The 13,829-nt window shown below is 66.9% G+C and carries 16 protein-coding genes and 1 tRNA gene; 16 read left to right on the plus strand and 1 reads right to left on the minus strand.

Annotated elements, in window-relative coordinates:
* Positions 1-11: 11 nt before the first annotated feature.
* From ACCO44_RS07865 to ACCO44_RS07875, 3 genes are read left to right on the plus strand one after another with little or no spacing between them, the layout of a single operon-like run.
* Positions 12-1,406: a multidrug effflux MFS transporter gene (locus ACCO44_RS07865; RefSeq protein WP_372469171.1), complete on the plus strand. Its 1,395-nt coding sequence runs from the start codon at positions 12-14 to the stop codon at positions 1,404-1,406.
* Between the two features lie 31 nt (positions 1,407-1,437).
* Positions 1,438-2,067, plus strand: a complete 630-nt coding sequence (locus ACCO44_RS07870; protein ID WP_372469172.1) for a phosphatase PAP2 family protein — start codon at positions 1,438-1,440, stop codon at positions 2,065-2,067.
* Positions 2,068-2,095: 28 nt separating this feature from the next.
* A complete protein-coding gene (locus tag ACCO44_RS07875) occupies positions 2,096-2,698 on the plus strand; it encodes an N-acetyltransferase family protein (protein ID WP_372469173.1) in 603 nt (200 codons plus the stop codon).
* A 103-nt stretch (positions 2,699-2,801) separates the two neighbouring features.
* Here ACCO44_RS07875 and ACCO44_RS07880 read toward each other — a convergent pair.
* Positions 2,802-2,889: transfer RNA gene (locus ACCO44_RS07880), tRNA-Ser, on the minus strand.
* Between the two features lie 180 nt (positions 2,890-3,069).
* On the opposite strand from ACCO44_RS07880, the gene mpaB (ACCO44_RS07885) reads away from it, so the two are divergent.
* The 13 genes from mpaB (ACCO44_RS07885) to ACCO44_RS07945 all read left to right on the plus strand — a co-directional run bounded on the left by mpaB (ACCO44_RS07885) (position 3,070) and on the right by ACCO44_RS07945 (position 13,775).
* Positions 3,070-4,134: a daptide biosynthesis RiPP recognition protein gene (mpaB, locus tag ACCO44_RS07885; RefSeq protein WP_372469174.1), complete on the plus strand. Its 1,065-nt coding sequence runs from the start codon at positions 3,070-3,072 to the stop codon at positions 4,132-4,134.
* Positions 4,131-5,183 carry a daptide biosynthesis RiPP recognition protein gene (gene mpaB, locus ACCO44_RS07890; RefSeq protein ID WP_372469175.1) on the plus strand — a complete coding sequence of 351 codons (1,053 nt, stop codon included), beginning with the start codon at positions 4,131-4,133 and terminating at the stop codon, positions 5,181-5,183. The genes mpaB (ACCO44_RS07885) and mpaB (ACCO44_RS07890) overlap by 4 nt, the downstream gene beginning before the upstream one ends.
* 26 nt (positions 5,184-5,209) lie before the next feature.
* Positions 5,210-6,439, plus strand: a complete 1,230-nt coding sequence (mpaD, locus tag ACCO44_RS07895; RefSeq protein WP_372469176.1) for a daptide-type RiPP biosynthesis aminotransferase — start codon at positions 5,210-5,212, stop codon at positions 6,437-6,439.
* A gap of 95 nt (positions 6,440-6,534) precedes the next feature.
* Positions 6,535-7,563, plus strand: a complete 1,029-nt coding sequence (mpaC, locus tag ACCO44_RS07900) for a daptide-type RiPP biosynthesis dehydogenase (RefSeq protein WP_372469177.1) — start codon at positions 6,535-6,537, stop codon at positions 7,561-7,563.
* Positions 7,564-7,627: 64 nt separating this feature from the next.
* Positions 7,628-7,762: an MpaA1 family daptide-type RiPP gene (mpaA1, locus tag ACCO44_RS07905; RefSeq protein ID WP_258134203.1), complete on the plus strand. Its 135-nt coding sequence runs from the start codon at positions 7,628-7,630 to the stop codon at positions 7,760-7,762.
* A gap of 42 nt (positions 7,763-7,804) precedes the next feature.
* The gene (mpaA2, locus tag ACCO44_RS07910; protein WP_258134202.1) at positions 7,805-7,930 is read left to right on the plus strand and encodes an MpaA2 family daptide-type RiPP; all 126 of its coding nucleotides are present in this window, start codon (positions 7,805-7,807) and stop codon (positions 7,928-7,930) included.
* Positions 7,931-7,965: 35 nt separating this feature from the next.
* Positions 7,966-8,085: an MpaA3 family daptide-type RiPP gene (mpaA3, locus tag ACCO44_RS07915; protein WP_308737268.1), complete on the plus strand. Its 120-nt coding sequence runs from the start codon at positions 7,966-7,968 to the stop codon at positions 8,083-8,085.
* Between the two features lie 62 nt (positions 8,086-8,147).
* Positions 8,148-8,975 carry a daptide-type RiPP biosynthesis methyltransferase gene (gene mpaM / locus ACCO44_RS07920; protein WP_105711379.1) on the plus strand — a complete coding sequence of 276 codons (828 nt, stop codon included), beginning with the start codon at positions 8,148-8,150 and terminating at the stop codon, positions 8,973-8,975.
* Positions 8,962-10,635, plus strand: coding sequence for a daptide biosynthesis intramembrane metalloprotease (gene mpaP, locus ACCO44_RS07925; RefSeq protein ID WP_372469455.1), 1,674 nt, complete (start codon positions 8,962-8,964; stop codon positions 10,633-10,635). The genes mpaM and mpaP overlap by 14 nt, the downstream gene beginning before the upstream one ends.
* 13 nt (positions 10,636-10,648) lie before the next feature.
* Positions 10,649-11,365, plus strand: coding sequence for an ATP-binding cassette domain-containing protein (locus ACCO44_RS07930; RefSeq protein WP_372469179.1), 717 nt, complete (start codon positions 10,649-10,651; stop codon positions 11,363-11,365).
* The gene (locus ACCO44_RS07935; RefSeq protein ID WP_372469180.1) at positions 11,362-12,090 is read left to right on the plus strand and encodes an ABC transporter permease; all 729 of its coding nucleotides are present in this window, start codon (positions 11,362-11,364) and stop codon (positions 12,088-12,090) included. The genes ACCO44_RS07930 and ACCO44_RS07935 overlap by 4 nt, the downstream gene beginning before the upstream one ends.
* Positions 12,087-12,821: a hypothetical protein gene (locus ACCO44_RS07940; RefSeq protein WP_372469181.1), complete on the plus strand. Its 735-nt coding sequence runs from the start codon at positions 12,087-12,089 to the stop codon at positions 12,819-12,821. The genes ACCO44_RS07935 and ACCO44_RS07940 overlap by 4 nt, the downstream gene beginning before the upstream one ends.
* 63 nt (positions 12,822-12,884) lie before the next feature.
* Positions 12,885-13,775: a rhodanese-related sulfurtransferase gene (locus ACCO44_RS07945; protein ID WP_372469182.1), complete on the plus strand. Its 891-nt coding sequence runs from the start codon at positions 12,885-12,887 to the stop codon at positions 13,773-13,775.
* Positions 13,776-13,829: the final 54 nt, after the last annotated feature.

Below are 13,829 nucleotides of genomic sequence, written 5' to 3' on the forward strand. Positions count from 1 at the left end.
GGAAGGACGTCGTGTCCGACGCTCCCCGCACTGACTCCATCCCCACCTCGCGACCCGACGGGTCGGACGCCGTTCCTCCCGCAGAGCCCGAGCGCACCGCCACCGGCAGCATCCGCACCTCCACCGCCACCGGCGCCATCCGCACCCTCGGCGCGAACCCGGCGACAGCGCCCATCATGCTGCACCCGGGGGATGCGATCTCCCTCGGTCGCCGGACGCTGTACATCATCCTGCTCGGCGCGCTCACGGCACTCGGGCCGTTCACGATCGACCTCTACCTCCCCGCCTTCCCGGTGCTGGAGGAGGACTTCCAGACCACGGCTGCGGCGATCCAGCTGACCCTCACCGGCACGATGATCGGCTTCGCCCTCGGGCAGCTCGTCGTCGGTCCGCTCAGCGACAAGGTCGGCCGCCGGGTGCCGCTGATCGCGGTCACCGCCCTGCACGTGCTCGCCAGCGTCGGAGCGGCGTTCGCTCCGGACCTCGGTCTGCTCAGCGCCGCGCGCGTCCTCATGGGTGTGGGAGCCGCGGCCGGTGGCGTCGTGGCCATGGCCATCGTGCGTGACCTGTTCGGCGGCCGCCGCCTGGTGGTCATGCTCTCGCGTCTCGCGCTGGTGTCGGGTGTTGCCCCGGTCATCGCGCCGCTCATCGGCTCCTGGCTGCTGACTCTCATGCCCTGGCGGGGGATCTTCGTCGTCCTCGCCGCCTACGGCGTCGTGATGCTGGCCTCGGCGATCCTGTTCATCCCGGAGACGCTGCCCGTCGCCCGCCGACAGGACCGCGGTGGCGCGACGATGCTGCAGCGCTATCGCTCGGTGCTCTCGGATCGGGTCTTCCTCGGTGTGCTGGTGATCGGCGGCATGACCTTCTCGGGGCTGTTCTCCTACCTCTCGGCTTCGCCGTTCCTGTTCCAGGTCACGCACGGACTCGATGCGCAGCAATACGGCCTGCTCTTCGCCGTGAACTCGCTCGGCGTCGTCGCGGGCGTCCAGACCGCGTCTCGTCTCGCCGCCCGGTTCGGACCGCAGTGGGTCATGGCCTACTCCACCGCCGTGCTGCTGCTCGCCGGCGTCGCGATCATCGTCACCGACCAGCTCGGGCTCGGACTCTGGGGAACGGTCATCCCGCTCTTCGTGTTCATGACCGCCTGCGGTTTCACGTTCCCCAACGTGCAGGTGCTGGCGTTGGACCGCCACGGGAAAGCGGCCGGCACCGCGGCCTCCATCATCGGCGCGACGAACTTCGGTGTCGCCGGGCTCATCTCACCGGTCGTCGGATGGCTCTCCCACGACGCCGGGATCACCGCGACGACGATGGCCTCGGTCATGGTCGGCTGCGCGGCCATCGGCATCCTCTCGCTCTGGTTCGTCGTGCGTCCGCGGACCGTCGGGATGCTCAATCCCTGATCGGCAGGGCCTCGTCCCGCAGAATGGGACGATGGACAGGCGGATGCTGCTGTGGTGGGGGGCGGGCCTCCTCGCGCTCGCGACGGTGCTCGGTGCCCTGGTGGTGTTCGTGTATCCGGAGACGCCCGGCTTCGACCACTGGTGGAACGAGACGGTCGCCGGCATCCGGGGTGACTGGCTGCTGCAGTTCGCGCTGGTCATGGACTGGATCGGCGGCGGCTGGGTGGCGATCCTCGGGGTGCCGCTGCTGGCGATCCTCGTGCTCGTGCTCGCACGACGCTGGCGTGGTGCGGTCTTCGCGGCCGTGTGCTTCGCCGCGAGCGCCGGTGCGGTGCAGCTGCTCAAACAGCTCTTCGGAAGAGCGCGCCCGGAGGACATGCTGGTGGTGAGCGACTACGGCTCGTTCCCATCCGGCCACACCGCGAACGCGGCGACGATCGCGCTCGTGGTCTGGGTGCTGTTCCCGCGGGTCTGGACCGCGATCCTCGGTGTGCTGTGGGTGCTGGCGATGGCGCTCTCGCGGACATTCCTGTCGGTGCACTGGGCCACCGACACGCTCGGCGGTGCGCTCGTCGGCGCCGGCGTCGTGCTCGTGCTGGCGGCGTGGCTGCTGCCCTGGGTGCAGCAGAAGAAGTCCGAGGTGGAGGCGCCGATAGGCTGAACCGGACCGTTCAGTCAGAGGAGCCTTCGTGTCGCGCATCCGTCCCTACCGCCCCACCGATCGTGCCGCGCTGTACGAGATCTGCGTGCAGACCGCCGACGCGGGCGGGGATGCGACCGGCATCCTCCCCGACGACTCGCTGTGGGGCGACCTGTTCGCCGTTCCTTATGCCGAGCGGCATCCCGACCTCGCCTGGGTGGTCGAGAGCGACGACGAGCGCACCATCGGGTACATCGTGGCGACGGACGACACCGACGCTTTCTACACCTGGTTCCGCGACGAGTGGTGGCCCGGGCTGCAGGAGCGATACCCCCGGTCTGCGGAGCCCGCGACCCGGGAGGAGCGGATGGTCGAGTACGGGTACGAGCGAGCCCCCGGCATCGAGCCGAACGCCGCCGAGTACCCCGCCCACCTGCACATCGATCTGCTCCCCGAGACGCAGGGGCAGGGGCTGGGGCGCGGTCTCATGGAGACCCTGTTCGCCGAGCTGACCCGCCGCGGGGTGCGCGGACTGCACCTGGGGATCGACCCGAACAACGCCGGAGCGGCCGCGTTCTACGAGCGGCTCGGGATGACGCGACTGCCCGCGGCGCCCGGTGGGCAGATCTACGGCGTGCGCTTCGACGGCTGAGTGAGCCGGGGGCGTATCCCGGCGCTCGCTCCTCCCCGAATCCCCGTACTGGAGAGAAACGCAAGAAGGGCCCCCGCTGGCGCGGAGACCCTTCTTGCGTTTCTGGCGGTGACGGCGGGATTCGAACCCGCGGTTGCTTGCACAACACACGCTTTCCAAGCGTGCTCCTTCGGCCGCTCGGACACGTCACCAGGAACAACCTGTCCATCCTATCCGATCGGGGGAGGGTGGCGTGACAGAGCCGTGACGCGCGGCCCTCGGCCGGTCGCGAGGATGCCGCGGGCAGAATATTGCATGTCACACGTCAGCTGTATAGCCTCAGATGAGGACAGATCGTGTTCGATCAAGGTCCTCGTCGTCTGGGGGAGAGTATGCAGGACAGCGCGACCACGGCATCACGGCCGAGCCACCGCACGGCCACTGCTTTCGAGCAGTACGTCAGCGGAAGGCGGGGAATCGTCGAGGGCGCCGTGTTCTTCCTCGAATCCGGAGACCACATCGAGGAGGTGCTGCACGCGGCGGAGCCCTGCGACATCGTGATCGCCCCCATACGACATTCCGATCCGCGGACCATCGCGTACGACGGTTCCTTCCTCGAACCCGGCGATGAGATCACCCTCGGCGGGCGCCACACCTTCGAACTGCAGGACTACGTCGCTGTTCCCTTCACCACCTTCGCCGGTCCGACCGTCGTCCGGCAGTTCTCGGCAGTGGGGATCGCCGCCTTCCTGAGCGATGCCGACACGGCGCGGAACTCCGGCGTCTTCGTGGGTCAGCTACTGAACACGGAAGTGCTGTTGGATTCCTGGGCCTCCTCTCTCGCGGCGGACCTCATCGGCGACTCACTCGGTCGGGTCCACGTCACGCGTCATGGGGAGTATCGAGACGGGCCTGACGGGCTTCTGCTCGGGAGCGTGGGCGATGAACGGGCCGATATCGAGGCGACGGCCGCGGCGGGAGCAGGGCGAGGGCGCTCGTTTGCCGGGGTCGTCGACCCTCGCGTCCTCGAGGCGGACCTCGACGACCGCCCGTGGTTCGGGCGGTATCTGGCGGCTCTCGATCTGATGCGAGGGTGGGAGGGCGCACCGCCTCGTGCTGCCATCTCCGGATTCGGCCGCCACCTTGTCGCGGTGCTCGACGAGGGTGGGGCATATCCCTCGATACTGGCTGCCGATGCACCCTTCCTCGTTACAGGGGACGGCGAGGAGTACATCCTGGTTGATCGAGTGAGCCACAGACGTCTCCGACTCGGAGTCGATTCCGCGAGGGCTGCGGAATGCCTGATCGCGACCTCGGAGGAGTTTGAGGCGACGGCCCTGCTCGCCACCGAACTCGGCACGCGGGTGAGCAGGGTCGCTCCGCTGGTGCGTGCGCTGCAGGACAGGTTTGCGGCGACGGGATTCGATGTCACCGGCTACCGGCGGCACGGGTCATGACGCGCGACGAAGAAGGGGCGGTCGATATCGAACGCGTCGGAGCCCGGGCACTGCGTGAATGGATCACCGGAGTGCGCGATCAGCACACGCGGGTGTACCTCGTGGATGTCGGAGCCTCGGCACGGAACCTGGACGCGGTGACCAGTAAGGACGACGTCATGCTGTTGCCGACAGGAAGCGATCCGTACAGAGGACCTGCCACGGCCGTCCATTACAACGGCGCACTGCGCGACCCCGGAGACGAGCTGTTTTTCGGAGAACGTGGAGTCGAACTCCAGGACTATTCGGCTGCGGAGTTCGTTCAGATCGTCGGCCCCACTGCGGTGTGCTTCTTCGATGAGTCGAGCTGGCGCGCCTTCCTCGATGACGCTGAACTCGCCCGACGGACGGGCATCTTTCCCTCGACTCTGCTCGACCCCCGGATTCTTCTCGCGGACCGCAGAGCGCTTGCCGACCCCCGCGGACTGGAGACTCCGAGCGCCATCCGCTTGAGTTCCGATGGCAGAGTGAGCATCGGTGTGCGCGGCGCCGACATCGGCCATGTCGATGACCTGCCGGCGGTACTCACGATCCCGCTTCCGGGTGTCGCCGCGTGGGACGACATCGCGCCCAGAGATGTGCTCCTCGCCGACCTCGCGAATCGGGAGTGGATCGGTCGATACCTCCAGGCGACGGATCTCATGAAGATGCTCCGGCTTGCCAACGGTGCGGCGAGAATCACGGGGTTCGGCTGGTCCCTGGTCGACGACAACCTCTCCGATGCCGAACCGCCCATCCGCGATCCATTCCTGCTCGAGATGGCAGACGGTTTCATACTGGCCGACCCCACCACACTGCGTCGCCAGCTGCTGTCGCCCATGACTGCCGCGGTGGTCGCCGTCGCCCAGACTTCCAGCACGCTCGCCCTCGCGGCTGAGCGGGTGGCGCGAAAACTCGGCATCTCTGTCTCGGAAGCGGAGACCCTGTGCCGTGCAGCCCTCGCAGCTCTCGGCGTCCACTCCGGCAGACGCGCTGCCGCCGCACCACGCCCCACGGGAGTCGACGCATGACCGACCCGCACGCGCTGTGGACCTCGATGCTCCCGGCCGACGTCACCTTCGCGCCTGACCGAGTGGCCGTCGGCGCGTCAGGAAACCGCATCGAGTTCGCTGACGGATCCACGCGCCTCTGTGCGACGAGCGGGCTGTGGAATGTCCCCCTCGGCTTCGGCAACGCTGCGGTGACCGAAGCGGTGAGCAGAGCGACACATGATGCCTCGTACCTGTCCCTGTTCAGAGCGCCGCACAGGTATGCGGAAATCGCGGCGGAGGCTCTCATCGAACTGGCGAAACCGAGCAGGTACCGCCGTGTCATCTTCTCGACGTCGGGCGGGGCGGCGAACGATGCCGCCGTGAAGCTGGCGCGACAGTACTGGGTGCAGAAGGGCTCCGGGTCCCGATCGCTCGTCGTCGGACTGAAGGGTAGCTATCACGGCACCATGTACGGCAGCCATGCACTGAGTGGCGATGAACTCCACCAAGCGGTCTATTCGGTCGATCGCAGATCGGTGAGGCACGTGTCGCACAGCGATGACGGGGAGGAGCTGGCGACACTGCTCTCACGCGAAGGGTCGCGGGTGGCCTCGGTCGTCGTCGAGCCCGTCCTTGGCAGCGGCGCGTACGCGCTCTCAGATGCCTTCGTGCACCGTCTTCTCGCTTTGAGGGAGGAGTACGGGTTTCTGATCGTCGCTGATGAGGTCGCGACGGGATTCGGCCGCACCGGGACGATGTTCGCTACCGACCGCTGGGCGGCCGCGCCCGACGTCCTCATCCTCTCGAAAGCACTGACGAACGGCGCGATGGGCGCCGCAGCACTCCTTGTCGGGCACCGTGTGGCCTCCGAGTTCGTCCGAGGAGGCTGGACGTTCATCCACGGCGAGACGCAGGCGGGGACACCAGGGTGTTCGGCGGCGATCGTCGCCGTCATCGAGGAGCTGCACCGCATCGACGTGGAATCGGTAACCATGTCACTGGCAGACGAGTTGTCACAGCTCACGACACGATTGGTGTCGGACGGCATCGTCACCGGGGTCACGGGACGCGGCTGCTTTCTCGGGTTGGAACTCTGCGACCAGGATGGGAATCCGCTCTCCGGTCCCGAGGTTCTTCGCGTCGTCTCCGCGGTCGCGGCGAACGGCGTCCTTGTGCAGCCGGGGCCGAGCTCCATCGAACTGATTCCGGCGTACGGGTTCACCCCCGGGGAACTCGTGGAAATGGATACCGCGGTGCGTGCGGGTGTGGCGCAGTCACGGGAGATCTCCGCATGAATAGAGGCTTTGCGGGGCGCGTTCCCACGCTATGGCACGGAAGCGGGATCGCACGGGAGGCGGTGGGGCGCCTCACGGCGGGACGGGAGACCTTGGTGATCGCTGATGCGGCCGTCACGGTTCCCTTCCTGGACGACGGCAACGCCAGGATGATCGACATCGACGCACTCGCCTCAGACGTCACGACGGTGGTAGCTATCGCGCGCGAGATCGTTCGCCGCCCTCCACGCGTCATCGTGGCAGTCGGTGGAGGGAGCGTACTCGACGCCAGCAAGCTCGCCGCGCTCGCGCTCGCCAATGGGCGGGTGTTCGACTACGCCGTCGAACATGCGTCGAGGGCGCCACTGACATTCCTGCCCGATGCTCCGCCGCCCGTCGACATCGTCACCATGCCGACTACGCTCGGCACCTCGTCGGAGACGAACAGTGTCGCCATCCTCAGAAACGAACACGGCAATCGCCTCATCGTCGGGCGCTCCCTGAGGCCGCGTCACGCCATCATCGATCCCTGCAATTCGGTCACCCTCCGGCCGACTTCGGTCAGGGAGGGAGCGCTGGAGGCGTTCCTTCGCCTGGCAGGGGCGTCGACGAGTCCGGGAAGGAGTGCGAGGGCGAAAAGCGACGCCGTCACGCTCGGTAGGGCACTCCTCGAGACCGCCGCTCGTCACTCGGGTTCCCCCACGGGAAGGTTGCGCGTCGCGCGTCTGAGCGCAGCGACCCAGCGCACCGCAGCGCTCAGGGGCCCCGACCCCTACGGCGCCCGTCATTGGTACCTGGCGAACGAAGTCGCGTTCGTGCTCGGGGTTCGCAAGATGGTCGCAACGGCTGGCATCATCGCTGCCGTGTGGCGGCGAATCTGCTCGGGTGAGTCACGCTGGGGGGATCGTGAGAGCCTCCAGGATTTCTGGGCCGGGGTCACCGCCGGGACCGGGTTGCCTCTCGATCCGCCCGCCGGCGCGGCTGCGCTCGTCGACGGGTGGGGAATCCCGTGCCCGGCGAAGCCGACGGCTGACGAGATCGGTCGCATCTCCACGGCCACCGAGAAAGCGTGGGGGCATCGCCAACCGATGCTTCGCGGACTTCTCGCGGCGGACTTCCGTGATGTGCTCCGCGATTCGTGCTAGAACGCTCAGCCCGTTGGCACCCCCATGCCAACCTCTCACGTTCGACATGAAGGAGGTGAATTCAATGAACAACGGTGTTGAAAGGCAGATCTGCTTTCAAGAACTCGACGAAATGGAAGCCCCCAGCTGGGAGAGCTTCTATGAAGGCGCGATCGGCGCACTGATACTCATCGGAATCGGCGCAGCCGCAGCGACGTGATCTCGTCGACCCGATGAGGGTGACGAAACGAAAGGAGGAAATATGCAGGCCACGATGCCGAAGCTCGAGTTCACCGAACTCGAGGCCATGGAAGCGCTGAACGACGGCGAGGACTTCCTGCGGGGATTCGCCGCGGGCGTCATCATCGGGATTCTCGCGCTGACGTAGTAGTCGTATCCGACTACCGATTGAGGAGGTACCAAATGCTGACGAGATCGCTGGAATTCCAGGAACTCGAACAGATCGACGCACCACTCGAATGGTGGGAGCACGCGGGCTACATCATCGCCATCATCGGCGGTGCGGCAGCGATCGCAACCTGACCGAGGGGTGCGGGCGGACCACACCCGCCCGCACTCCACTGCTCACGCTGAGAGGCCATCGAATGCCAGGACTGATCACCGAAGCCATGCAGGCGCGACTCGACCTGGTCGGGGCGCGTCCCCGGGAACAAGACCTGTACGAAGGGGAGGGCACCGACTTCTATGAGCGACTCGTCGGCCCCGACCGTGCCGAGATTCGAGAGATGCTGGCACTCGCGAGAGATGCCGCGGGGCCTGTACTCGATCTCGCCGCGGGAAGCGGGAGAGTGACGATCCCGCTGGTGAGATCCGGCAAGCGAGTCACCGCCATCGACCTTTCGGACGACATGCTCGCCCACCTGCGACGCGCCTTGCCGGAGCGGTCGGCCGTCGAGTGCATCGTCGCGGACATGCGTCACTTCTCGCTGGAGGCCCGGTACGAGCTCGTCATCATCGGCGCGACGTCCATCACCTTGCTCGATCACGAAGGAAGGTCGCTTCTCTACGCGAACGTGCGGCGTCACCTCGCCCCCGGCGGCGTCTTCGCCTTCACCGTCGCCACAGGTGCGTCTGCGCAGAGTCTCGCCGTGCCGACAGAGCGTGAGATCAGAGTCCCTGGTAGAGGCCAAGACGACATCTATCTCTTCTCCCAGCAGGTGGAAGCGGACGGCGCGGCGCGGGTGGTCAATTGGGTCCGTGCCTCAGACGTGACCCCTGGCGGCGAAGTCACCATCCTCACCAGCCGATTGCAGCTGCTCAGCCACGAGGTTCTCGCGAGAGAACTCGTCGAAGCCGGCTTCCACGAACCTGCCGTATCTCCTGTTCGAACGCACCTCGGAGCGGAGATCCTCCTTCTCAAGACGTCGTGGGCGGGGGCCTGGGGAATGGCGGATGGCGATGTTTCCGACTAGTTCCCTTCGGAGGAGAAAGAGCTCCGCACCAGCACCGCTCACTGCAGACACGTGTCCGCTTCTGTCGACCGGAGTCACGTTCGTGGGAGTCGGCGATGAATCGACGGGGATAGCAGTGCTGCACGGCGTGCCTTCATCCAGGGTTTCGCGGCCGGTCGTCGACCTGCTGTCGGCGATGGACGGCACGACCTCGCTTCACGATCTGCATCTGCGCTTCGCCGCATCCGAGTCCTCCGAGAGCTTCCTCCAGCTGGTCCAGCGTTTCCGCGCCACGGGGCTGCTCGAGGGCGACACCAAGCTGCCGCCCGGTCGGCTGACCTATCGGCCCCCGTTCACGCTGCAGATCGCAACCCTTCGTGCGGCCGCCATCTTCGGTCGACTGCACCGTCTGATCGCGCCCCTCCCACGCCGGGCGATCCTGGTATCCGTTGCGGCCGTGCTCAGCCTGGGGTTCATGGCGGCCATCCTTCAGGCGAGAGAGCTGCTGAACGTCGTCACCACGCCCATGCCTTTGGGGGCGATCGTGGTTCTCGTCGCCGTCCTCGCGTGCCTCACCCTGCTCCATGAGAGCGCCCACGGCCTCACACTCACGCGCTACGGCGGCAGGTCCCGGCGCGCCGGCGTCATGCTCTTCTATCTCGCTCCCGCCTTTTTCGTCGATGTGACGGATGGCTGGCGCCTGCCTCGCCGTCGGCAGCGCGTGGAAGTCGCTCTTGCCGGACCCGCCGTGCACGCCGTGGTCGCGGCGATCGCACTCACGGCGGCGCTGGTGGCTCCGCAACCGGTCGTCCGCGAGACCCTGCAGATCCTTGGTCTCTCCTGCACAGCCATCGTCCTCGTCAATCTGATCCCGTTCGTGCGGTTCGACGGGTACATCGCGCTCATGAGTGCGCTGGACGAGCCGAACCTCAGGAATCGGACGATTCGCGACGGAGCGAACTTCCTGACAGGCCTCCTCTTCGGCGGACGGCGCATGAGCAAGAGCGTGAACACGTGGTGGAGCGTGCCGTTCGGCCTCGCGAGCCTCATCGCACCGATCACGCTGGTGCTGCTCGCCGTCACACGCGCGGTCCGATCTCTGGCCGCGGGCGGACCAAGTCTCGGGATGTTCGTGGTGGCGCTGGAAGCCGTCGTCGTGCTCGTCGGGATGGGGCTTTTATGGAGGGCCCTGCACCGGGTGCTCCGGTCAGGTGTGTCGCGACTGCGCTTCATCTCGGTCTGCGCCGCGCTGGGTGCGATCATCGTGATCGCCGGAGCCGTGATCCCCGTACCGATGACCGCCACCTTCGGCTTCTCCACAGAAGGCGGTCGGGTGGTCCTTGTCCACGCCGACGGGCAAACGGCAGTGGAGGTGCGCGACGGGACCCCTATCGTGCTCTTGAGCAGCGGCATCCTGGGCAGCCGGCAGGTCGGTGAAGGAACCGCGAGACCGCAGCGACCCGAGCCCACGAGGGTGCCGCTCGATGCTCTGGTTCCCGCCACAGCGGCGGGCGTGTCGGTCTCGGCCGTGTCCTTCGCAGAAGTGGATGTATCCGACAGAGGCGGGAGCCCTCCCGAGGCCGGGCAGGCGAGGTTCGATCTCGGAATGGTGAGTCTGTGGGAGTTCCTCTGGGCCACCGGCGTGATGCAGCCACTTTCGGCATCCCAGAACGAGAAGTAGAAAGAGGATCAAGATGAACGACCATGCGATCGAAGTCCGAGGACTCACCAAACGATATGGCAACCGAACCGCCGTCGAGGAGCTGTCGTTCGCTGTGCCGCGGGGGTCCATCGTCGGTCTGCTCGGGCCCAACGGCGCGGGCAAGTCGACGACTCTGCGCAGCATCGTGGGTCTGCTCGCGCCGACCAGCGGCGACAGCCTCATCGACGGTGCCCCGTTCACCGCCCTCGACAACCCCGCATCGCACGTCGGCGTGCACATGGACGGCTTCGGCTTCGAACTCGGGATCACCGCGAGACGGCATCTGGAGATATCCCGACTCGCGGCCGGCGCATCTTCCGGCCGCGTCGACGAGGTCCTGGAGATGGTCGGACTCGCTCCAGACGCCCGTCGCCGTGTGAAGACCTACTCGACCGGGATGGCCCAGCGACTCGGGCTCGCTGCTGCGCTCATCGGTTCTCCGCGCACTCTCATCCTCGACGAGCCGGCGAACGGGTTGGACCCCAACGGCATTCGATGGCTCCGCCGGTTCCTCCGCGGCTTCGCGGAAAGCGGCGGCACCGTCTTGATCGCCAGTCATCAACTGGCCGAACTGGAACAGGTCGTGGATGAGGTCGTCGTCATCAAGCGGCGCGCGCTCTACGCCGGGCGGCTCGGCGACCTCGTAACGAGCGACCGCGATTCTCTCGAGAGCAAGTACTTCGACCTGGTCGAAGGAGCACCCGCATGAGACGAGCCATTCGGAGCGAGGTGCTGCGCGCGGTGAGCGGCCTCTCCATTCTGCCCGTCTACTTCATCGCGCTCCTCATGCCCCTGTTCGTTCTCTTCTCCGACGGCTCCCGCTTCGATGTCGCCGGCGTCGAGGCTGGCGCTGCCACGACCCGGCTCCTGGAGCCGCTTGCCTGGTCCGCCATCGCCGCGGCGTTCGCCGGGGCATACGGTGTCACCCGCGAGTACTACTACGGCTCGATGGACAGAACGCTGACCGGCGTCGGATTTCGTCGCGCATTCACGGGAAAGCTCGTCGCCGGTGCCTTTGTCGCGAGCGCACTGTCAGTGTGCATCTTCGTGCTGTGGACGGTGGGGGTGCACTTCCTTCTCGCTCAGAACGGACTTTCGCTCGTGCTCACCCAGGATGCCTGGCAGATATATGCGGGAGCTCTGCTCGGCTCCGTGCTCGGTTCCCTCGTCGGAGGTGCCATCGGCTGGATAACACGGAACTACTACGTGACGGCGGCTCTCGTTCTCGCCATCCCGATGGCGGTGGAGTTCGCGCTGCTGCGGAACGCACCTGAGCTGGCGCGGTTCTCGCCCGGGTTGGCCCTCGCCGCGCTGAGCGTTCCCGGGTACCAGGACCAGCTGCTCGAGTTCATCCCTGCACTCGCTGTCGCGCTCGCTTGGGCTGTCGGCCTGGTCGCGCTCGCGTGGTACCGGAGACGAAGGGCCGTTTCGTGATTCTGCGGGCTCTGTGCGCTCAGAGCCGGAGCTTCACGGCCGACATCGTCCTCCTCTGGAGCGCGGTGGCGGCATTTGCGATGTCGCTCTCCCTGGCGACGAGCGTCCCACCGGAGTTCGCGACTGCGCCTGCTGATGTTCGTGAGGCGCTCATCGCGCCCTTCGGGGCCGTGCTTGCGACGTATGGCGCAGTTGTCGCGGCTGTTTATGGTTCCTTCCGGTACACCGTCGACCGCCGAGATGGTGTCATCGCGCAGCGTCTGATGCTCCAGCCTCGGTGGGTGATCTTCCTCACCCGAATGCCCACTTCTGCGCTCGGCGGTGCGGTCGTCGCTCTCGCTGGCGTGGTGGGGGGTCACGTTGCGCTGATGATCGCCATGGGCGGCATTCCTGTGCAGTGGTCATCGGTCGGCCCCGTCGTTGCGCTCGGCGCTGTCGCGGGCCTCTGGGGAATGGGGCTCGGGATCGTCATCCAGACCCATCTGGTGGCTTTGTTCGCCGCATCCATGTCGATGGCGGCGGCGATGCTGGTGGCGCCCTTCTGGAGTGCGGGCGCCGTCTACCTTCCGCTTCTCGCAATGCTCGAAGCCCTTCAGTTCGACATCACCGCCCTGGGAGTGGAACCGAAGGACAGCCTCGACACATGGCTGGCCGTGCTGGTGGTAGCAGGGTGGGTGGTGGCGGCACTCGGGGTTGGCGCAGTCGCGTTTCTGAAGCGCGACGTGAAGTAGCGCGGCCGGGACCGGCTCTGAGCGGGTTCCGCCCACCACCCGCACCCGACGTAGGATTCCTGGGTGGCAACCCCCAAGATCGTCCTCTTCTACGCGTTCACGCCCCTCGCCGACCCCGACGCCGTGCGCGTCTGGCAGCGCGACATCGGCGAGGCGCTCGGGCTGCGCGGACGACTGCTCATCTCGAAGGACGGGATCAACGGCACTCTCGGTGGTGACATCACGGTCCTGAAGAAATGGCTCCGTTCCTTCCGCTCCTACGCGCCGTTCGCGGACGCCGACATCAAGTGGAGCGAGGGGACGGGGCTCGATGCCGAAGGCCGCAGCCTCGACTTCCCGAAGCTCAGCGTCAAGGTGCGTGACGAGATCGTGTCGTTCGGAGCCCCGGGAGAGCTGCGTGTCGACGAGCACGGCGTCGTCGGTGGAGGCACCCGCCTGACCCCGGAAGAACTGCACGCGCTGATGGACGAACGCGGCGACGACGTGGTGTTCTTCGATGGCCGCAACGCCCTCGAGGCGCAGATCGGACGGTTCCGCGGCGCGGTCGTGCCCGACACCGAGACGACCCGGGATTTCGTGCAGCTCCTCGACTCCGGCGCCTACGACGACCTGAAGGGCAAGCCGGTCGTGACCTACTGCACCGGCGGGATCCGCTGCGAGGTGCTATCGAGTCTCATGACGGCTCGCGGCTTCGGCGAGGTCTACCAGCTCGAGGGCGGCATCGTCCGCTACGGCGAGAAGTACGGCGACGACGGCCTCTGGGACGGCTCGCTGTACGTGTTCGACGGCCGTGGCTCCGTCGACTTCTCCGACCACGCGCGGGTCATCGGCGAGTGCGTCGGCTGCGGGACGCCCACCAAGCGCACCGCCAACTGCCCCGACCTCTCCTGCCGCTCGCAGTTCGTGGTGTGCGAGGCGTGCGTCGCCGTGTCCTGCGCCGTTCACGCCGCCTGAACGCGGGTTCGACCGACCCAGCCGACCCGAGCCGAGCGTCCCGGAGCCCTGCCG

The sequence above is a fragment of the Microbacterium maritypicum genome (assembly GCF_041529975.1).
Lineage (GTDB): Bacteria > Actinomycetota > Actinomycetes > Actinomycetales > Microbacteriaceae > Microbacterium.